Origin of the sequence: Nocardia sp. NPDC058497, from assembly GCF_042720195.1 — a bacterium.
In the GTDB taxonomy this organism is placed as follows: Bacteria; Actinomycetota; Actinomycetes; order Mycobacteriales; family Mycobacteriaceae; genus Nocardia.
Genome location: NZ_JBHXMY010000055.1, coordinates 1 through 18,425, shown reverse-complemented (window position 1 = coordinate 18,425; position 18,425 = coordinate 1). Strand labels below are relative to the sequence as shown.

The following is an 18,425-nucleotide window of genomic DNA, read 5'->3' as shown; positions in this document are numbered from 1 at the left end:
GGACACAGGGGGCCGCGAACACCGCGGCGCCCGCGCCGCCAAGGACGCTGCCGAGCAGTTCGCGCGGTACCGGGCCGAGAGCAAGGCGGGGGCGCGCTACGACGAATGTGGCAGGCCGACCCGGGCCTACTACGACGAACTGGTCGACGGACGCGGCCGGGTGCGGTCGATGTGGTCGGAGCTCTCGGCCGACTTCGTCGACCAGGGCACCAGCGGACTCGGCCGGATCGATCACCGGGTGCGCAGGCAGATCGAGGACGACGGCGTCACCTACACCGAGGTCGGGCTCGCCGACGACGCGCCGACGCCCATGCCGTGGCGGCTCGACCCGATCCCGCTGCTGGTCTCCGCCGACGACTGGACCCGCCTGGAAATCGGTCTGGTGCAACGCTCGCTGGTCCTCGACGAGGTGCTCACCGATGTCTACGGCCCGCGCAGGCTGATCGCCTCCGGCCTGCTGCCGCCCGAGATCGTGTTCGGCAACACCGGGTATGTGCGGGCCGCGCACGGCATCACCATCCCCGGCACCCACCAGCTGTTCCTGCACGCCTGCGACATCAGCCGCTGGAGCGACGGGCAGTTCCGGGTGCTGGCCGACTGGGCGCAGGCGCCGTCGGGCGCCGGCTACGCGCTGGCCGACCGCCGCGTCGTCGCCTCGGCCATCCCCGAGGCGTTCGAGCACGCGGGCCCGCGCCCGATCACCCCGTTCGCGCGGGCCATGCGGCTGATGCTCGAGGAAGCCGCGCCCGAGCTGGCCGACGGCGAGGAACCGGTCGTCGTCGTGCTGAGCCCGGGTTCGCACTCCGAAACCGCCTTCGACCAGGCCTATCTCGCGCAGACACTCGGCTTCCCGCTGGTCGAGAGCGCCGACCTGGTCGTGCGCGATGGCGCGCTGTGGATGCGGTCGCTGGGCAGTCTGGAACGGGTCGACGTGGTGCTGCGCCGTGTCGACGCCGAGTTCTCCGATCCGCTGGACCTGCGTCCCGATTCGCGCCTCGGCGTGGTGGGGCTCGTCGAGGTGCTGCGGCGGGGCGCTGTCACGGTGGTCAACACCCTCGGCAGCGGCCTGCTGGAATCGCCCGCGCTGAGCGCGTTCCTGCCGCGGATCGCCCGCTCGGTCCTCGGTACCGACCTGCTGCTCGACGGGATGCCCGCCTACTGGGGCGGCGACGACACCGAGCGCGCGCACCTCGTCGCGAACCTCGGTGACCTGGTGCTCCGTTCCGCCGTCGACGGATCGACGATCTTCGGACCGAGCCTGGCCGCCGCCGAACGCGAAGAACTCGCCGCGCGGATCGAGGCCGAGCGGTGGAAATGGGTCGGTCAGGAACCCGCCGAGTTCTCGGTCGCGCCCGCGGTCGAGGGTGGGGCGGGGATCGCGCCCGCTCCGGTGGGCATGCGGTTGTTCTCGCTGGCCCGGCGCGGTGGCTATACGGCCATGTCGGGTGGGCTCGGCCAGCAGCGGATGCGGCTGGAACCGTCGCGCAGCGTGATCAAGGTGGCGGCCAAGGATGTCTGGGTGCGCGCCGCACCCGCGACCGCGCCCGCCGTCGCCGCCGACGCACCGCACGAGGAACGGCTGCGCCGGGCGGTGCCGGTCGTCGAGGCGATCAGTTCGCCGCGCGTGCTCAACGATTTGTTCTGGATGGGCCGCTACAGCGAACGCGCCGAAGCGGTGGTCCGGTTGCTCGCCGCGACCCACGACGTCTACCAGGACTATCGCTACCGGCCTTGGCTGGAAGGGGCGGAGGCGTTGCCGATCCTGATGCGGGCGCTGTCGGTGACCACGGGCACGGTCGCGCCGGAATCGGTGTTGCCCAACGGGACCGGGCCTGTCGGCGCGCTCGTCCGGGTGGAGGTCCAGGCCGACGACGGGTCGAGTTCCAGTGCCGACGACGCGGGTGTAGAGGTGAATCCGACTGCGGCGGAAGTCGATTCCGGCGATACCGAGTCGGTGGCGCTGTGGGAGCGCGCCGGGACCAGTGCGCTGGCACGTGCCCTGCGCACTACGGGCAGTGCCGCGGAGCGGGGCGGGGAGCCCGCGGAGGATGGCGATCGCGAGGCAGCTCGGCGCGATCAAGTGAAAGCCGGTGCACGTCCGAAGGTTTCGGGAAAGGCGGTCAGCGCGGAACCGCAAGCCGTCGCCGGCGCCTCGGCCGAGGGCTTCCAGTACCTGGCCACGCTCACCGGGGACCGGCATCTGCCCGGCTCGCTGTCCTACGCCGTCGACCACTACGGTTCGACGGCGCGCGCCGTGCGTGACCAGCTCTCCGGCGACACCTGGATGATCGTGGGCGCCGTCGATCGCGCGCTGGCCGAATTCCGGAGTGCCAGTACCGAACAGGAGACAGCGCTGTCCTCGGTGCACTCGCTGACGCTGGCCGCGCTGCTGTCGCTGTCGGGCATCGGCGCGGAATCGCTGGTGCGTGACACCGGCTGGTACGTCATGGACATCGGCAAGCGCATCGAACGCGGACTCGCGCTCACCTCGCTGCTCAATGCCGCACTGGCGCAGGCGCATCCGCCCGAGGTGGAGCGGGTGGTCGCCGATTCGGTGCTCGTCGCCACCGAGTCCGCGGTGAGTTACCGCCGTCGCCACCGTGATTCGGCGCACGTCGCCGCGCTGGCCGGGCTGCTGCTGTTCGACGCGGGCAACCCGCGATCGCTGGTGTACCAGCTCGATCGGCTCGAAGCCGACTTCCAGGCGCTGCCGGGTGGTTCCGGCGCGTCCAGGTCGCAGCGGCTGCTCGCCGACGCCCAGCGCATGCTGCGCCGCATCGACCCGGCCGAGCTGGAAACCACCGACGCCGAGGGCGTGCGCACCGAGCTGGTGGAACTGCTGGAGGGGGTGCACTTGCGGTTGCGCAAGCTGTCGGAGTCGTTCGAGACGACCAAACTCGCTGTGCCGGTGGCGATCCAGCCGCTGTGGGGCAACACCAGGATGGTCGGATGAGCAGGCGGTACCGGGTGGTGCACCGCACCACCTACAGCTACTCCGACGAAGTCACCAGCTCCTACGGCCGCGCGTATCTGACCCCGCGCGAATTCGCCGGTCAGCGGCTGCTCGAGCACGATATCCACATCGACCCGGTGCCGTCGGACCGATCCGTCGGCACCGATGTCTACGGCAATACGACGACGTTTTTCCATGTGACATCGGAACATCGGCGGCTCGAGGTCGCCGGCGAATCGCTCGTCGACGTCGACGGCGACCATCCGTCGACGATGCCGGGCGCCGACCTGCCGTGGGAGCAGGCCAGGCCGAGCGTCGCCACCGGCCCGCTGGCTATCGAGTTCACCCTCGACCTGCTGCCGCCCGAGATCACCCCGGAGGTCGCCGCCTACGCCGCGCGGAGTTTCCCGGCGGGCAGGCCGCTGCTCGCCGCGGTCGCCGAGCTGAACACCCGCATCAACGAGGATTTCCGGTACCGCTCCGGCTCGACGACCGTGAGCACCAGCGTCGCCGACGTCTTCGCCGCCCGCGAGGGTGTCTGCCAGGACTTCGCCCGGATCGGCGCGGCCTGCCTGCGGTCGCGGGGGCTGGCCGCGCGCTACGTCTCGGGCTACCTCGCCACCGATCCGCCGCCGGGCAAGGAGCGCATGGTCGGGGTCGACGCCACCCACGCGTGGGCCGCGGTCTGGCTGCCCGGCACCGACGAGACCGACCGCACCGGCCGCTGGATCGCCTTCGATCCCACCAACGACCAGTTCGCCGACGAGCGGTACGTGACCGTGGCGTGGGGGCGCGACTACCAGGATGTTCCGCCGCTGCGTGGCATCATCTACACCGACGCCAAACAGTCCACGATCACGGTCTCGGTCGATGTAGCCCCGGTGGAGGTGTAGTCCCTTGCGTGATTTCGTCTGCCCGAATTGCGGACAGCAGCTGGCTTTCGAGAACTCGGTGTGCCTGTCGTGCTCGAGCCCGCTGGGGTTCAGTCTGCGGGAACGGGCGCTGGTGGTGATCGGCGATCCGCTGGTCGATCACGCGGGTGGCGTCGTCTGCGGCGACCGGTTCCGGTTGTGTGACAACCTGCATGTGGCGCAATGCAATTGGCTGGTTTCGCGATCCGGCGACACCACGGGGCCGATGCTGTGCGAGTCGTGTGCGCTCACCCGCACGCGGCCCAACGACGCCGACGCCGACGGCCTTGCCGCGTTCGCCGAGGCCGAGGCGGCCAAGCGCCGGTTGATCTTCGAACTGGTCGAACTCGGCCTGCCGATCGTCGGCCGCGACGCCGATCCCGAGCACGGGCTCGCCTTCGACCTGCTCTCCAGCCGCACCAGCGGCGTGCTCACCGGCCATATCGACGGTGTCGTGACCCTCGACCTGGCCGAGGCGAGCGACCCGCACCGCGAGCAGTTGCGGGTCGAGATGGACGAGCCGTACCGAACCCTGCTCGGCCACTTCCGGCACGAGATCGGCCACTACTACTTCACCGTGCTGGTCACCGGAGACGAAGCGCTGCGACGGTTCCGCGATCTGTTCGGCGAGCCGTTCGCCGACTACCAGGAGGCGCTGAACCGGCACTACTCGCAGGGCGCGCCGCCCGGCTGGGAAGACGACTACGTGTCGTCCTACGCGACCATGCACGCCGCGGAGGACTGGGCCGAGACCTTCGCCCACTACCTGCACATCCGCGACACCCTCGACACCGCCGCCGCCTTCGGAATCGCCCCCGCGGGCGCCACCCTGGATCGGCCCCAGGTCGGGCGCGCCGGCTTCGACAAGATCATCGAACTCTGGCTGCCGCTGGCCTGGTCGCTGAACATGGTCAACCGCTCGATGGGACACGACGATCTCTACCCGTTCGTCCTGCCCGATCATGTCCTGGAGAAGATGCGCTTCGTCCACGAGCTGTGTGAACGCAGCACCGCGACGCCCGCGCAATCAGTGGTCGCGTAATACCGCGATTCCACTGCGATGTAGGTCACAGCTGTCTACCCTCACTCATTGAGACGAATGAGTCTCAAACCGGGGTCGCCCGGGATGCTCGATGAGGATGGCTATGAACTCACCCCTGGTTTCCGTCGGATTGCCACTGGCCTTGGCCGTGATCATGTTCGGCTTGGGACTCTCGCTCACCGTCGCCGACTTCACCCGGATCGCGAAGAGCCCGCGGATCGTCGCGATCGCGCTGCTCTGCCAGGTGATCGCGCTGCCGATCGTCGCCTTCGGGCTGGTGCTGCTGTTCGATCTGCCCGCGATCCTCGCGGTCGGCATGATGTTGCTCGCGTCCTCGCCGGGTGGAACGACGGCGAATTTGTTCAGCCATCTCTTCCGTGGCGACGTGGCGCTCAATGTGTCACTGACCGCGGTGAACTCGGTCATCGCCGTCGTCACCGTGCCGCTGGTGACCAACTTCGCGATCGGCTATTTCGACCCCGCCGATGGCGGCGAATCGGTCGGCCTGCAGTTCAGCAAGGTGGTCCAGGTGTTCGCGATCGTGCTGGTCCCGGTCGTCATCGGCATGCTGGTGCGGCGCTGGTCAACGGCGTTCGCCGACCGGATGGACCGCCCGGTGCGGATCGGCTCCGCCCTCACTCTGCTGCTCGTGATCGTTGGCACCCTTGCCTCCGAATCCGGCAGCATGACCCGCTATCTCGGCCAGGTCGGCGGGATTACGGTGCTGTTCTGCCTGATCAGTTTGACCATCGGCTACTTTGTGCCGCGGGGCCTCGCGGTACGGCGCCGCCAGGCCATCGCCTGCTCGATGGAGGTCGGCATCCACAACAGCACGATCGCCATCACCATCGCGGTCAGCGTCCTTGACAGCACCGAAATGGCCGTCCCCGCCGCCATCTACGGCATGCTCATGTTCCCCCTCGCCGCCACCTTCGGCTACCTCATCACCCGCAAACAGTCACGGGTGGCGGTCGCCGCAGCCGAGTGAGTCCTCAGGCGTGGGCTGCGTAGATGTGGCGGCCAGTTCGTCGCTAGTCGGTCTCCTTCGGGTGGCCCGGCATGCACCGCTCGAGCAGCACGCGCCCCGCCGTCCGGCTGCCCTTGGGCGCATGGTCGACGAAATACCAGAGCCGCCCGCCGTCGGTGAACTTGTACTGGAAACGTTCGAAGGTGCGGCCCTGGTACTGGCCGTATCGGAGATCCGCTTTGAGTGGATAGAGCCGGGCCGACACAGATTCGGGCTCGCGCGTGAGCTGGTCCCAGGCGTCGACGATGGCGTTGCGTGCCGCCGCCAGGCAGTCGGTCCAGCCCTTCTGCGCCTGGCTGGTGATGAAAACGATCTCGAACTCCGCCCGTTTGAGCGGTCTCGGCACCTCCGAGCGGCGGCTCACTCCTGGTCTCCGGGAGCAGGTACTGCCTCAGGGGTGTCCAGGTAGTGCAGATCCGAGCCGTCGACGCTGACCCCGGGGTCGGCGTAGGCGCGCGCGGGCTCCTTCCATGATTCGAGAGTGGTCCCGAGACGATCGACCCGGCCGACCGAGATACCGCCGCGCGCGATGGCGAGGAACTCGCCGACGAACTCGATCCGGGCGGACTCAGGTAGTAGCTCCAACCATGGGAACACCACGGCCAACCGGGACACCATGCGTTCCAGCACTTCGTCGTTCATCGCGACGGTCAGCAGCTGCATCAGGACGCCGAGCGCGTCGGAGGCCGCCGCTTCGGCGTCGGCGTTCGACAGTCGAACCGGTGGCGCGGAACGACGAACGAGGATCACATCCCCGTTCGTTTCCATCTGCTCGATAATCCGATTCGGGTCACGCAGGAACTCGGACCAGGTGGCTGTCGCGCTCATGCCCTCCAGTATGTCAGAACTAGTTCAGATATGTGGTTGATCAGGTGTGGAGGCGGTCGCTGCGGCCATTGCCGCGTTCCTAGCGGACCCAGTGACGGTGGTGGACGGCCGCGAACCACCGGACTAACCTCTTAGCTAAGGAGGCGTCATGGCAGGGAACGCGGCGGAGCAATTCAATATTCACGACGCGAAGACGAACCTGTCACGCATCATCGAGCGGGTGGAGCAGGGGGAGGAAATCGTGATCAGTCGTGCCGGAACTCCGGTCGCCAAAGTGGTGCCGTTGACTCGCCGGGTCAATCGGACCGGCCGTGGCTCGCTACGCGGTCGGCTCGAGTTGTCGCCGGGCTGGGACTCGCCCGAGACCAACGCCGAAATCGCCCGCGACTTCGACGCATGAGCCTGCTGCTGGATACCCACGTCATCCTGTGGTGGCTCACCGACGATCCCACCCTTGACGCGGAGCTTCGCGGACGGCTCGACCACGATCCCGACGTCTACGTCAGCTCGGCCGCGGTCTGGGAGATCGCGCTGAAGCAGGCGTCGGGAAAGCTGGGCGGTCCGGCCGACTTGCCTGAACGGGTGGTCGGGAGCGGGTTCCTGCCGCTACCGATCGATGCCAGGCACGCGATCGAGGCGGCCCGGCTTCCGCTGATCCACCGCGATCCGTTCGATCGGATTCTGGTGGCGCAGGCCCGGTGTGAGGAGCTGACGCTCGTCACCCGGGACCCGTACTGCCTTCGCTACGAGGTCGATTCGCTGTCGTGCTGACGATCCGCTAAGCGCGGAGGCGTTCGCGGCGGAGGCGGTCTACCTCGGGGAGGTCGAGGGGGGCGAGGTCGGTGGGGGAGATGCCGAGGGCTCGGGCGATGAGGAGGTCGGCCAGTTCGGGGTTGCGGGCGAGGGCGGGGCCGTGGAGGTAGGTGCCGATGACCGAACCCTGGACGACGCCTTCGGTGCCGTCGCCTACGCCGTTGCCGACACCTCGGGTGACCTTGGCGAGCGGGGCGGCGTCGGGGCCGAGGCGGGTGCCGCCGCGGTGGTTCTCGAAGCCGGTCAGGGGGGCGGAGAGGCCGTCGAGGACGGGGGTGGTGGTGACTTCGCCGATCGCGCGGGTGGCCTGGGGGGAAGTGGTGACGTCGAAGAGGCTGACGCCGTCGACCTTTTCGCCCGCCGAGGTCTCGTACCAGTTGCCGAGCACCTGGATGGCGGCGCAGATCGCGAGGACGGGGGCGCCCTTGGCCGCGGCCTGCTGCAGGCCTGGGTACTTCTGCAGGTGCCGGGTGGCCAGGCGCTGGGCGGAGTCCTCGGCGCCGCCGAGGGTGTAGATGTCGAACGAGTCCGGCACCGGGTCGGCGAGGGTGATCTCGACGATCTCGGCGTCGTAGCCGCGCATGCGCAGGCGCTGGCGCAGGACGAGCGCGTTGCCGCCGTCGCCGTAGGTGCCCATCACGTCGGGCAGAACCAGTCCGATGCGGATGGTCGACTCGCTCATGCGCGTGCCTCCAGGTCACGGTTGAGATCGCGGAACGCGGTGTAGTTGGCCAGCACCTCGACGTGCCCGGCCGGGCAGGAGGCGATGGCGCGCAGCGGGTCGGGCACGAGGGTGTGCTCGACGCCGGCGTAGGTCAGGCGCACCGCGAGGTCGGTGGCGCGTTCGCCGGACGCCACCACCTGCACGCCTTCGAAGTGCTCGAACCGCACGTCCCACAGCCAGGACAGGTCCTCGCCGTCGGGCACCTGCCCGTTCACCGCGATCACCAGACCGGCCGAGGTCGGCTCGATCATCGACAGCGCTTCCTGCCAGCCGGCGGGGTTCTTGGCCAGCAGCAGCCGCGCGTCGTGCTCGCCGACGGTGACGGTGCGGTACCGGCCCGCGATCTCGCGGACGGTGCCGGTGGCGTCGGTCGCCTTGGTCGCCTCGGCGCCCATCGCGACCGCGGCGGCGACGGCTTGGGCCGCATTGCCGCGGTTCGCCCGGCCGGGCAGCGCCAGGTGCAGGGGAGCGCGGAAACCGTCGGGGCCGCACAGGTCTTCGCCCTCGAGCCACCAATCCGGCTGCGGGCGATGGAAATCGGCGCCGGTCGAGCGCCAGTTCTCGCCCTCCCAGACGATCGGCTCGCCACTGCGCGGGCAACTCGTCGCGTCGACGGCCCAGCCGCTGCCCGCCGACACCCACACGACCTTGGGGTGGTCGTAGGCGATGGAGGCCACCAGCACGTCGTCGCAGTTGGCGATGACGACGGTGTCGGGATGCCGGGCCAGCCCGGCGCGCAGCTTGCGCTCGATCATGTTGATCTCGCCGACCCGGTCGAGCTGATCGCGGCTCAGGTTCAGCAGCACCACGGCGGCCGGGTCGAGCGCGTCGCTGACGTGCGGCAGATGCAGCTCGTCGACCTCGATCGCGGCCAGCGGCGCACCCTGGTGCACGCTCAGCGCCGCGACGATGCCGGCGTCCATATTGGCGCCGTCGGCCTGGGTGGCGACCTGGCCGAGCGTGCCGAGCGCCGCGGTGGTCATCCTGGTGGTGGTCGACTTGCCGTTGGTGCCGGTGATCAGCACCGTTCGCCTGCCGCGTCCGAGCTGCGTCATGATCGTCGGATCGATCTTCAAGGCGATCAGGCCGCCGATCATCGAACCCTTGCCGCGGCCCGCCTTCTGCGAAGCCCACGACGCTGCCGCCGCCGCTCGCAAAGCCAGGCGCCCACGCACCGAGATGTCTGCCACGCCGCGAGTCTATGTGCGCGAGGTCGCGGGCCGCGTGCGGGAGCGGTGTGAGCTCCGTCAGCCCCTCCGGGCGACGGGGGTGCGGATCACATCGCGACGTCGAACATATTGGGAATTCCCCTGGCATAGCGGTCGGCGTCGATCACCCGCAGGGGCTCGAGTTCGGGGGTGCGGCGCAGCCGGAAAGTGCGGCAGCGCTGGGCCGATGACCCCGCGACGTCGAGCAGCGCGTTGACCGCGGCGCGCGCCGATTCGTTGGCGCCCTCCATTGTCGCCAGGTCGATATCGGTGCGCACGTAATCGCCTGCGAGAAAAAGGTTTTCGATCGAGCCGTGGGCTTCGGGCCGCGCGTCCCAGGAGCCCGCGGTGTTGATGAGCAACGGATCGGCATTCGCGTTCCGGCTGCCCTGCCAGGTGATTCCCGGATCGAGAAACCAGGAATGGACATCGGCGGGCCGCAGCAGTTGTTCGCGGTCGTTCAGGTGGGCGCTGAGCTGGGCCCAGACCTCCCGGAAGATCTCCTCGTGCGTGCATTCCACGGCGGGCTTGCCATACAGCATGCCGGGGGAATTCCAGTCGGAGATGTCGACGGACAGGCAATCGGCCACCGTGCCGTCGCCGAACGACGGGAGCTTGCGGGTCCACAGCTGGTTCTGGCTGATCGAGGTGAGCGACCACGGCGAATCGACGAACGCCGCGTGCCCGCGCGAAATACGCAGCGGCGTGCGGAAATAGATCTGGATGCCGTTCATCCAGTCGACGAACAGGCGCTCGGTCGCCGCCAGTTCCGGCGCCAGCTCGAGCACCTCGGGCGACCAGAGTTTCCTGACCTGCTCGACCGGCATCGCGGCGACGAAATAGTCGGCCTCGACGGTGCGGGCGCCGGCGGAGTCGGTGATCCGCGCCGCGCCGATGCGCTTGTCGCGCACCACGAGTCCCTCGACGCGGGCGCCGAGCTCGAAGCGGACGCCGAGCCCGCGCAGGTGATCCACCCACGGGTCGATCCAGGCGATATTGGTCGCGTTGTTCAGCACCCGGTCCAGGCCGCCGTCGTTGCCGAGGCCGAGCGGGTTGCCGAGGAACTGCTCGCCCATGCTGCCGATGGTGCGGGTGCTGGCCAGATTCTCCTTGGCCGCGACCATGATGCTGGTGAGCGAGCGCGAGACGATCGCGCGGAACTCGTGCGAGCGCTGGTGGCCGCGCACGAAGTCCTGCCAGGAGGTGTGCTCCCACTGGCCGAAGCGGCGCGCGTCGCAACTGCTGTTGAACACCAGCAGCCGGTTGGCGAAGAACGCGGCCTCCGGCGGCGGCATCTTCGTCAGCGTCGAGATGGTGGCGGCCAGTGTCTCCCTGATGGCGTCGGGATTCGTCGTCGGGGAGGCGAAGCCGTCGGGCAGGGTGAGCAGGATGTCGTCGCCGTCGCGGCGGGAGAACCTGGCCTCCGGCACGGTGATCAGGTTGTTCCACACGCCGTCGCGATTGCCGGCGACCGGAATCCGGCGCATGGTGTCGGGCAGGTTCTGATAGAAGCCGGGGAAGAAGCGGAAGCCGTGCTCACCGGGCAGATCGGGCCTGCCGTCGCGGCCGGTGCCTGGCACGGGGATGCTGCGGGCCTTGCCGCCGAAGGCCCTCGCCTCGTAGACGGTGACCTCGAAACCGCGTTCGGCCAGCTCATGGGCGGCGGTCAGCCCGGCGACGCCGCCACCGAGGACGGCGACGCGGCGGCCGGGGGGTGCGCCGAGCGCAACACCGGCTCCCGCCACGGCCCCCGCCGATACCACCCCCGCTGCGACCGTGCCGCGAAGGAAGGATCTCCGCGACACGGGCAACCGCTGTTCCGCCATATGCTGTTCAGCTGCCTTGCTCGAGTATTGCCTGCGATTTGCTATCACTGTAGAGCGCGGCGAAGACCTGGCTGTTGTGACCTCTGTGTCGTTCGCCTGAGCTCGAAACCGACCGGTCGCGCGGAAAACGCATCGCGCGATCGGTCACATGCTAGCCACCGCCTCGGTGATTGTGCGCCGAATTGGACGTTAGACCTGGACGAGGTGCCGTTCGGGGACGGGCGCCGGCGTCGGTCGGGTTGTCGTCGCGGCGAACGCGCCCGCGATGACGATCACCCCGCCGATCAGCGCGGCCACCGACGGTTCCTCGTCGAACACCACCCAGGCCGCCGCGATGCCGACAACCGGCACGAGCAGCGACAACGGTGCCACCGTGCCCGCCGGATAGCGGCTCATCAGGTATGTCCACAGGCCGGATCCGCACACCGTCGCGAGGACTGCGATATAGGCGAGCGCGGCCAGCGCGGGCAGCCCGTCGGTCTCCGAGACTGCCGCGCCGAGCGCGCGGAAACCGGTGCCAGGCCCCTCGACAGCCATCGACAGCGCCAGCAGCGGCAGGACGGGGACCACCGACATCCACAGCGTCAGGTGCAGCGGATCGAACCCGGGCGAATCCGCGCCCGCCTGACGCGCGCCGATATTGCCGAACGCCCAGCCGAGTCCACCCGCCAGGGTCAGCAGCACCGGGAGCAGCGTGGCATGGGCCAGCCGATCGGCGACGATCACGACCATGCCGAGCACGGCGACCGCGAGCCCGGCGACCTGCACCGGACGCAGCCGCTCGCGCAGCAGGACCGCGCCGAGCACCACGGTGAACGGGGCCGAGGATTGCAGAACCAGCGAGGCGAGCCCGGTCGGCATGCCGGTGCGCATCGCGGTGAACAGGAAGGCGAACTGCAGGATGCCGAACCCGGTGCCGTAGAGCAGCAGCCAGCGGATGCGCACGGCGGGACGCGGGATGAACACCAGCACCGGAACCGCGATGACGGCGAATCGCAGCGCGGCGAAGAAGAAGGGCGGGAAGTGGTCGAGGCCGATCCGGATGGCCAGGAAGTTCAGGCCCCAGAGCACGACGACGGTTAGTCCGAGCAGGCAGTCACGGGAGGTCACGCCCTCATCGTGCGGTGCGCAAATCATCAGGACAATCGAATAAAAGTGGATGGATAAAGTAGATTTGCTTCATGTTTTCGATCGACAGGCTGCGGATTCTGCGGGAGCTGGCCGACCGCGGCACGGTCGCCGCCGTCGCCGAGGCGCTGTCGATGACACCGTCCGCGGTCTCGCAGCAGTTGAAGGTGCTGGCCAGGGAAGCCGGGGTCGCGCTGCTCGAGCCGGACGGGCGGCGGGTGCGGCTCACCGACGCCGGACAGGCCCTGGTCCTGCGCGCCGACGACGTCCTCGCGGCGATGGAGCGCGCGACCGCCGAGATGGCGCACTATCGGGGCTCGCCGCGCGGGCAGGTCAGGGTGGCGTCGTTCCCGTCCGGTGCCGCGCTGCTGCTGCCGCCCGTGCTGACCGCGCTCGCGGGCAGTGGCGTCGAGATCGTCGCGGGTGACGAGGACCTGCCGCCGTCGGAAGCGGCGAAACTGCTGGCCGACTACGACATCGTGCTCACCCATCGCGACGAACGCGCGCCATCGCCCGCCGGGCCGCGGCTCGCGGCGCGGGTGCTGATGCGGGAACCGATCGATGTCGTCGTCGCGCCGACCCACCCGCTGGCGGGCCGGAGCTCGGTGCGGCCGGAGGAGCTGGCCGAGGAGACGTGGGTGAGCGTGCGCGGCGGTTTCCCGGTCGACGACGTGCTCGAATCCATCGCGACCATCACCGGCGTCCGCCCGCGGATCGCACAGCGACTCAACGAGTTCCGGGTGATCGAAACGCTGGTGGCCTCGGGATACGGCGTCGCGCTGATGCCGCGTTTCGCCGTCGCCCATCCCGCGCTGTCGGTGCTGCGGCTGTCAGGTGTGCGGGCGGCGCGGGTGTACGAGCTCGTCACCCGGCCGCAGGCGCACCGGCGGCCGGCTATCGCCGCGGTCCTCGATGCCTTCGAGGCCGCGGCGCGCGAGGTCAGCGCGAGCTGACGTACCCGCGCAGCCGCTCGACCATGATGACCGGTCCGCCGTCGGCTAGGTCAGAACTGCCCCGGCTGGTACTGCGGCTGTCCCTGGTACGGCTGACCCTGCGGCGGGAACTGCTGCCCCTGCTGCTGACCGTGGTAGCCGAAGTCGTCGGCGACCATGGCGGCCAGCTCGAGCAGTGCGCGCCGGGTGGGCTTGCTGACCAGCTCGAGGTCGATCTCGGCGCCCTCGGCCAGGTGATCGTCGAACGGGACGATCTGCACGGCACGGGTGCGGTCGAGGAACAGCTTGCGCAGCTGGTCCAGGTCGACGGTCGACGCGCCACGCCGCGAGGCGTTCACGACGACGACCGTGCGCTCGACGAGCTTGCTGTAGCCGTGGTGGTCGAGCCAGTCCAGCGTCGCCGAGGCGCTGCGCGCGCCGTCGATCGCGGGGGAGGTGACCAGCACCAGCGAGCTCGCCATGTCGAGGACACCCGACATCGCCGAGTGCATCAGACCGGTACCGCAGTCGGTGAGGATGATGTTGTAGAACGACTGCAGGATGCCGATCGCCTTGCGGTAATCGGCCTCGCTGAAGGCTTCCGACACGGCCGGATCCTGCTCGGAGGCAAGCACTTCCAGCCGGCTCGGGGCCTGCGAGGTGTGTGCGCGCACGTCCGAGTACCGGGTGATGTTCTGGTCCTCGAGCAGGTTGCGCACCGTCGAACGGGTCTGGCGCGGCACCCGGTGGGCCAGGGTGCCCAGGTCGGGGTTGGCGTCGATCGCGATGACGCGGTCACCACGCTGCGTGGCGAAGGTGGAGCCGAGACCGACCGTGGTGGTGGTCTTGCCGACGCCGCCCTTGAGGGAGAGGATCGCGATCCGGTAGTCACCGCGGACCGGCTGGTTGACCCGCTCGCCCAGATCGCGGTGGACGACGTCGGCCGCCGACTCACCGGGGTTGATCACACCACCGGAGGCCTTGTGCACGGCCCGCCGCCACCCGCTGCGCGGCGCCTTGCGGGCACGCTTGAGCAGGTTCAGGTCGTTGACCGAATGGCCGGGCTGACCCGGCGCGGGCACGTGCTGCGGCTGGAACGGCTGATGCTGCTGGGGTGCTCCGCCCTGCCACTGCTGACCGGGCGGCTGCACGAGCGGACCCGGCTGTCCGGGGAATTGACCCGGCTGACCGGGCATCTGACCGGGGACCATCCCGCCCTGCATCGGCGGCTGGTACGCCGGTGGCGGCGGCGGGGCCCAGCTGTAGATGGGCTCGGACTGCGGTCCCTGCGGTGCGATCTGCTCCTGACCGGGAAACTGCGGCTGCTCGGCACCGGGGAACTGCGCCTGCGGCTCCTGACCGGGGAACTGCGGCTGCTCGGGGGCGCCGGGATACGGTCCAGGCGCGCCCGGATACGGCTGCTCGCCGGTCGCGTGCGGGCCGGGGTAGGGCTGCTCGGGTGCGGGCTGACCAGGCCAGGGCTGCTGCTCGGGACCGCCAGGACCGGGCTGACCCTGCCAGGGCTGTTCCGGCGCGTGCACCAGGGGATGCGCGCCACCGCTCTGATACGGATCAGGCGCCCCCGGATACCCGCTCTGGGCGAAGGGGCCCGGCGCGAAACCACCGGGGTGGAAGACAGTCTGCTCGGCGAGCCCGACGTGCGGCTCGGCACCCGCCTCCGCGGGCTGCGGCTCGCCTGCCTGCTCGGCGGAGGCGGCCTGCTCGGCGGGTTCGATGTCGTCGTCGGCCACCGTGTGCACGCCGGCGGGACCGGACGCAGCGTCGGCCGTCTCTGCCGACGGACTCTGCAGCCAGGGCGGAGAGGTCGGATTATGGTCGTTGTTGGTCACAGTTCCCCCACTTGCTCGCTGAACGAGCAGGAAGCTCGGCGCTGAATGTGCACCAAAACGCTAGCACGGGGCTAATCTTCGCGCGCCGGGGGCAGCCGGGCCCAGCGACGGCTGTGAACGGCCATGAGCCCAGCTCAGCCGGGGGATTCACGGCGAAACAGATCCGGTCGGACCAGAGTTGTCCACAGGGCTCGAGTTATCCACAGCCGACAAAGGCCGGGCCCCACCCTGTGGAGACCCGGCCTTCGAAGCGAGAAACTAGCGAGCCGCCGCGCGGTTTACCGCGGAGACGACCGCGCGCAGCGAGGCGGTGGTGATCGAGGTGGCGATACCGACACCCCACACGACCTTGTCGCCGATCGCGACCTCGACATAGGCCGCGGCCTGGGCGTCGTCACCGGCGGACATGGCGTGCTCGCTGTAGTCGAGCACCCGCACGTCGTAGCCGACCGTCGCGATCGCGTCGACGAAGGCGGCCAGCGGGCCGTTGCCGGAACCGCTGATCTCCTGCTCGACGCCGTCGACCTTGACGATCGCCACGATCGAGTCGACGCCGCCGTCGGTCTCGGCCGCGGTCACCGTCTGCTTGATCCGCTCGAGCGGCAGGATCGGGTTCAGGTACTCGGTCGCGAAGACGTCCCACATCTCCTTGGGCGTCACCTCGCCGCCCTCACCGTCGGTGATCGCCTGGATCGCCTGCGAGAACTCGATCTGCAGCCTGCGCGGCAGCACCAGGCCGTGATCGGTCTTCATGATGTAGGCGACGCCGCCCTTGCCGGACTGCGAGTTCACCCGGATGACGGCCTCGTAGGTGCGGCCGACGTCCTTCGGGTCGATCGGCAGGTACGGGACCTCCCAGAGGATGTCGGCCACGTCGGCGTCCTGCGCGTCGGCGGCGACCTTCATCGCGTCCAGGCCCTTGTTGATGGCGTCCTGGTGGCTGCCGGAGAACGCGGTGTAGACCAGATCGCCGCCGTAGGGGTGACGCTCGGCCACGGCCAGCTGGTTGCAGTACTCCACCGTGCGACGGACCTCGTCGATGTCGGAGAAGTTGATCTGCGGGTCGATACCGCGGGAGAACATGTTCATGCCCAGGGTCACCAGGCAGACGTTGCCGGTGCGCTCGCCGTTGCCGAACAGGCAGCCCTCGATGCGGTCGGCGCCCGCCTGGTAGCCCAGCTCGGCGGCGGCCACGGCGGTGCCGCGGTCGTTGTGCGGGTGCAGCGACAGCACGATGGAGTCGCGGCGGGCCAGGTTGCGGTGCATCCACTCGATCGAGTCGGCGTAGACGTTCGGCGTCGCCATCTCGACGGTCGCGGGCAGGTTGATGATCAGCGGCTTGGCGGGGGTCGGCGCGATGATCTCGGAGACCGCGTCGCAGACCTCGAGCGCGTAGCCCAGCTCGGTGCCGGTGTAGGACTCCGGGCTGTACTCGTAGCGCCACGCGGTGTCGGGGTAGCGCTTCTCGATCTCCAGGCACAGCGCGGCGGCGTCGGTGGCGATCTTCTTCACCGCGTCACGCTCGGCGCGGAACACCACGCGACGCTGCAGGATCGAGGTGGAGTTGTAGAAGTGCACGATCACGTTCGGGGCGCCGCTGCACGCCTCGAAGGTGCGCTCGATCAGCTCGGGGCGGCACTGGGTCAGCACCTGGATGGAGACGTCGGCGGGGATGGCGCCGTCTTCGATGATCTCGCGGACGAAGTCGAAATCGGTCTGGCTCGCGGCCGGGAAGCCGACCTCGATCTCCTTGTAACCCATCCGGACCAGCAGGTCGAACATGCGGCGCTTGCGGGCCGGGCTCATCGGATCGATGAGGGCCTGGTTGCCGTCGCGCAGGTCGACGGCACACCACGCGGGCGCGCGGTCGATGATCTTGTCGGGCCAGGTGCGGTCGGGCACCGAGATGGGCTCGACCTCTTCGGCGTAGGGCCGGTACCGGAACGACGGCATCGACGAGTTCTTCTGATGGTTCCAGGCGGGCTGGTCGGCCGGAGCGGGTTTACCGGGGGCCGTGATGGTGCGCGAAGCGGATACGAATGCGTCAGCCGAGGACATGCAAGTTTCTCCGTGGGGTGTGGTGGATTCCCTGGTGGGAGCGGGTCGACCGGCGCGTTGAACCCCGCGACGGGAGCCAGTCCGTATCAGAACCCGTCGCGGCGGCCGAGAAGAAGAGCCCGCTGCATGATCCCCCGAGCTTACCGTGTGCCCTGCCCCGCTGGTAAGCGGCCTGGGGAAACTGGCCAGTAGCCGGGTGCCGGTACCGTGTGCAGCGATTCGCACGCTTGTACGGACCATCGCGTCCGACGAGACGGCACAAAGGAACTCGGATGACCTGGTTACAGCAAGTGGCCATTTTCGCGGCGGGTATCGCCGCGGGTGGCATCAATACGATCGTCGGCTCCGGCACCCTCATCACCTTCCCCGCGCTGCTGGCCTTCGGCGTGCCGCCGGTCACGGCGAACGTCTCCAACACGATCGGCCTGGTCCCCGGCTCGATCAGCGGCGTCATCGGCTACCGGCGCGAACTGGAAGGGCAGCGGTCGCGACTGCTGCAGCTGGGCACCGCCTCGCTGCTCGGCGGCATCACCGGCGCGATCCTGCTGCTCACCATGCCCGCCGAGGCCTTCAAGGCGATCGTCCCGGTCCTGATCATCGCCGCGCTGGTCCTGGTGGTTGTCCAGCCGCGTCTGGCGGCCTGGGTGAAGGCGCGCAGGGAGGGCGGGGACGTCGAGGCGCCGGCGCACGGCGGGCCGATTCTGCTCGTCGCTGTGTTCGGCACCGGCATCTACGGCGGGTACTTCGGCGCCGCCCAGGGCGTGCTGCTGCTCGGGCTGCTCGGTGTGTTCGTGCACGAGGACATCCAGCGGCTCAATGCCGTGAAGAACGTGCTCGCGCTGATCGTCAACGCGGTGTCCGCGGCCATCTTCATCGTCATCGCCGAGGTGAACTGGCAGGCCGTCGCGCTGATCGCGGTCGGCTCGATCATCGGCGGCCAGCTGGGCGCGAAGGTCGGCCGCAAGCTGTCGCCGAACGTGCTGCGCGCGGTGATCGTCATCGTCGGCACCATCGCGGTCATCCGCCTGCTGTAATTCTGGAGCGCTGGTGCGCTCGAGTCGCGGCCCCTCCTGTCCCGCCGATCAGCGACGGTTGCTTGCTCCTTCGTCGCCTACGCAACCGCTG

At 69.3% G+C, this 18,425-nt stretch carries 16 protein-coding genes; 8 read left to right on the top strand and 8 right to left on the bottom strand.

Annotation, left to right across the window (positions count from 1 at the left end; translation table 11 throughout):
* The 4 genes from ACFWPJ_RS06540 to ACFWPJ_RS06525 form a co-directional block, all read left to right on the top strand.
* Positions 1-2,953: circularly permuted type 2 ATP-grasp protein (locus ACFWPJ_RS06540; protein WP_378847968.1), on the top strand; the 2,953-nt coding region annotated here is incomplete at its 5' end.
* On the top strand, positions 2,950-3,846 hold the full coding sequence (locus tag ACFWPJ_RS06535; RefSeq protein WP_378847965.1) for a transglutaminase N-terminal domain-containing protein: 897 nt from the start codon (positions 2,950-2,952) through the stop codon (positions 3,844-3,846). The genes ACFWPJ_RS06540 and ACFWPJ_RS06535, both read left to right, overlap by 4 nt.
* Before the next feature lie 4 nt (positions 3,847-3,850).
* Complete coding sequence (locus ACFWPJ_RS06530) at positions 3,851-4,906, top strand: putative zinc-binding metallopeptidase (protein ID WP_378847962.1); 1,056 nt, start codon at positions 3,851-3,853, stop codon at positions 4,904-4,906.
* A 103-nt stretch (positions 4,907-5,009) separates the two neighbouring features.
* On the top strand, positions 5,010-5,894 hold the full coding sequence (locus ACFWPJ_RS06525) for a bile acid:sodium symporter family protein (protein ID WP_378847960.1): 885 nt from the start codon (positions 5,010-5,012) through the stop codon (positions 5,892-5,894).
* 43 nt (positions 5,895-5,937) lie between these two features.
* Here the strand turns inward: ACFWPJ_RS06525 and ACFWPJ_RS06520 are convergent, their stop codons facing one another.
* Both ACFWPJ_RS06520 and ACFWPJ_RS06515 read right to left on the bottom strand, forming a co-directional pair.
* Positions 5,938-6,297 carry a hypothetical protein gene (locus tag ACFWPJ_RS06520; protein ID WP_378847957.1) on the bottom strand — a complete coding sequence of 120 codons (360 nt, stop codon included), beginning with the start codon at positions 6,295-6,297 and terminating at the stop codon, positions 5,938-5,940.
* Positions 6,294-6,761, bottom strand: coding sequence for a hypothetical protein (locus ACFWPJ_RS06515; RefSeq protein WP_378847954.1), 468 nt, complete (start codon positions 6,759-6,761; stop codon positions 6,294-6,296). The genes ACFWPJ_RS06520 and ACFWPJ_RS06515 overlap by 4 nt, the downstream gene beginning before the upstream one ends.
* Before the next feature lie 148 nt (positions 6,762-6,909).
* On the opposite strand from ACFWPJ_RS06515, the gene ACFWPJ_RS06510 reads away from it, so the two are divergent.
* The gene (locus ACFWPJ_RS06510; protein ID WP_378847951.1) at positions 6,910-7,161 is read left to right on the top strand and encodes a type II toxin-antitoxin system Phd/YefM family antitoxin; all 252 of its coding nucleotides are present in this window, start codon (positions 6,910-6,912) and stop codon (positions 7,159-7,161) included.
* Complete coding sequence (locus ACFWPJ_RS06505) at positions 7,158-7,532, top strand: type II toxin-antitoxin system VapC family toxin (RefSeq protein WP_378847948.1); 375 nt, start codon at positions 7,158-7,160, stop codon at positions 7,530-7,532. Before ACFWPJ_RS06510 ends, ACFWPJ_RS06505 begins: the two co-directional genes overlap by 4 nt.
* 7 nt (positions 7,533-7,539) lie before the next feature.
* Here ACFWPJ_RS06505 and ACFWPJ_RS06500 read toward each other — a convergent pair whose 3' ends face one another.
* The 4 genes from ACFWPJ_RS06500 to ACFWPJ_RS06485 all read right to left on the bottom strand — a co-directional run bounded on the left by ACFWPJ_RS06500 (position 7,540) and on the right by ACFWPJ_RS06485 (position 12,442).
* Complete coding sequence (locus tag ACFWPJ_RS06500; protein WP_189032370.1) at positions 7,540-8,256, bottom strand: type 1 glutamine amidotransferase; 717 nt, start codon at positions 8,254-8,256, stop codon at positions 7,540-7,542.
* Positions 8,253-9,488 (bottom strand): MurT ligase domain-containing protein, encoded by a 1,236-nt coding sequence (locus ACFWPJ_RS06495; protein ID WP_378847944.1) that lies wholly within the window; start codon positions 9,486-9,488, stop codon positions 8,253-8,255. The genes ACFWPJ_RS06500 and ACFWPJ_RS06495 overlap by 4 nt, the downstream gene beginning before the upstream one ends.
* A gap of 86 nt (positions 9,489-9,574) precedes the next feature.
* On the bottom strand, positions 9,575-11,332 hold the full coding sequence (locus ACFWPJ_RS06490) for an FAD-dependent oxidoreductase (protein ID WP_378847942.1): 1,758 nt from the start codon (positions 11,330-11,332) through the stop codon (positions 9,575-9,577).
* Between the two features lie 189 nt (positions 11,333-11,521).
* Positions 11,522-12,442 carry an EamA family transporter gene (locus tag ACFWPJ_RS06485; RefSeq protein WP_378847939.1) on the bottom strand — a complete coding sequence of 307 codons (921 nt, stop codon included), beginning with the start codon at positions 12,440-12,442 and terminating at the stop codon, positions 11,522-11,524.
* Positions 12,443-12,513: 71 nt separating this feature from the next.
* On the opposite strand from ACFWPJ_RS06485, the gene ACFWPJ_RS06480 reads away from it, so the two are divergent.
* Complete coding sequence (locus tag ACFWPJ_RS06480) at positions 12,514-13,413, top strand: LysR family transcriptional regulator (RefSeq protein WP_378847937.1); 900 nt, start codon at positions 12,514-12,516, stop codon at positions 13,411-13,413.
* Positions 13,414-13,463: 50 nt separating this feature from the next.
* On the opposite strand, the gene ACFWPJ_RS06475 is transcribed toward ACFWPJ_RS06480, so the two are convergent.
* Both ACFWPJ_RS06475 and leuA read right to left on the bottom strand, forming a co-directional pair.
* Positions 13,464-15,152 (bottom strand): AAA family ATPase, encoded by a 1,689-nt coding sequence (locus ACFWPJ_RS06475; RefSeq protein WP_378847971.1) that lies wholly within the window; start codon positions 15,150-15,152, stop codon positions 13,464-13,466.
* Between the two features lie 348 nt (positions 15,153-15,500).
* Entirely contained in the window at positions 15,501-17,300 is a 1,800-nt protein-coding gene (gene leuA, locus ACFWPJ_RS06470; protein WP_378847935.1) for a 2-isopropylmalate synthase, read from the bottom strand.
* Positions 17,301-17,572: 272 nt separating this feature from the next.
* Here leuA and ACFWPJ_RS06465 point away from each other — a divergent pair, with 272 nt between their 5' ends.
* Positions 17,573-18,334, top strand: a complete 762-nt coding sequence (locus ACFWPJ_RS06465; protein ID WP_378847933.1) for a sulfite exporter TauE/SafE family protein — start codon at positions 17,573-17,575, stop codon at positions 18,332-18,334.
* Positions 18,335-18,425: the final 91 nt, after the last annotated feature.

Bases quoted from the DNA above. Each gene is read 5' to 3' on its own strand.
- ACFWPJ_RS06535 (WP_378847965.1), top strand. From the start codon at position 2,950: ATGAGCAGGCGGTACCGGGTGGTGCACCGCACCACCTACAGCTACTCC.
- ACFWPJ_RS06480 (WP_378847937.1), top strand. From the start codon at position 12,514: ATGTTTTCGATCGACAGGCTGCGGATTCTGCGGGAGCTGGCCGACCGC.
- ACFWPJ_RS06510 (WP_378847951.1), top strand. From the start codon at position 6,910: ATGGCAGGGAACGCGGCGGAGCAATTCAATATTCACGACGCGAAGACG.
- ACFWPJ_RS06525 (WP_378847960.1), top strand. From the start codon at position 5,010: ATGAACTCACCCCTGGTTTCCGTCGGATTGCCACTGGCCTTGGCCGTG.
- ACFWPJ_RS06515 (WP_378847954.1), bottom strand. From the start codon at position 6,761: ATGAGCGCGACAGCCACCTGGTCCGAGTTCCTGCGTGACCCGAATCGG.
- ACFWPJ_RS06490 (WP_378847942.1), bottom strand. From the start codon at position 11,332: ATGGCGGAACAGCGGTTGCCCGTGTCGCGGAGATCCTTCCTTCGCGGC.
- ACFWPJ_RS06505 (WP_378847948.1), top strand. From the start codon at position 7,158: ATGAGCCTGCTGCTGGATACCCACGTCATCCTGTGGTGGCTCACCGAC.
- leuA (WP_378847935.1), bottom strand. From the start codon at position 17,300: ATGTCCTCGGCTGACGCATTCGTATCCGCTTCGCGCACCATCACGGCC.
- ACFWPJ_RS06465 (WP_378847933.1), top strand. From the start codon at position 17,573: ATGACCTGGTTACAGCAAGTGGCCATTTTCGCGGCGGGTATCGCCGCG.
- ACFWPJ_RS06500 (WP_189032370.1), bottom strand. From the start codon at position 8,256: ATGAGCGAGTCGACCATCCGCATCGGACTGGTTCTGCCCGACGTGATG.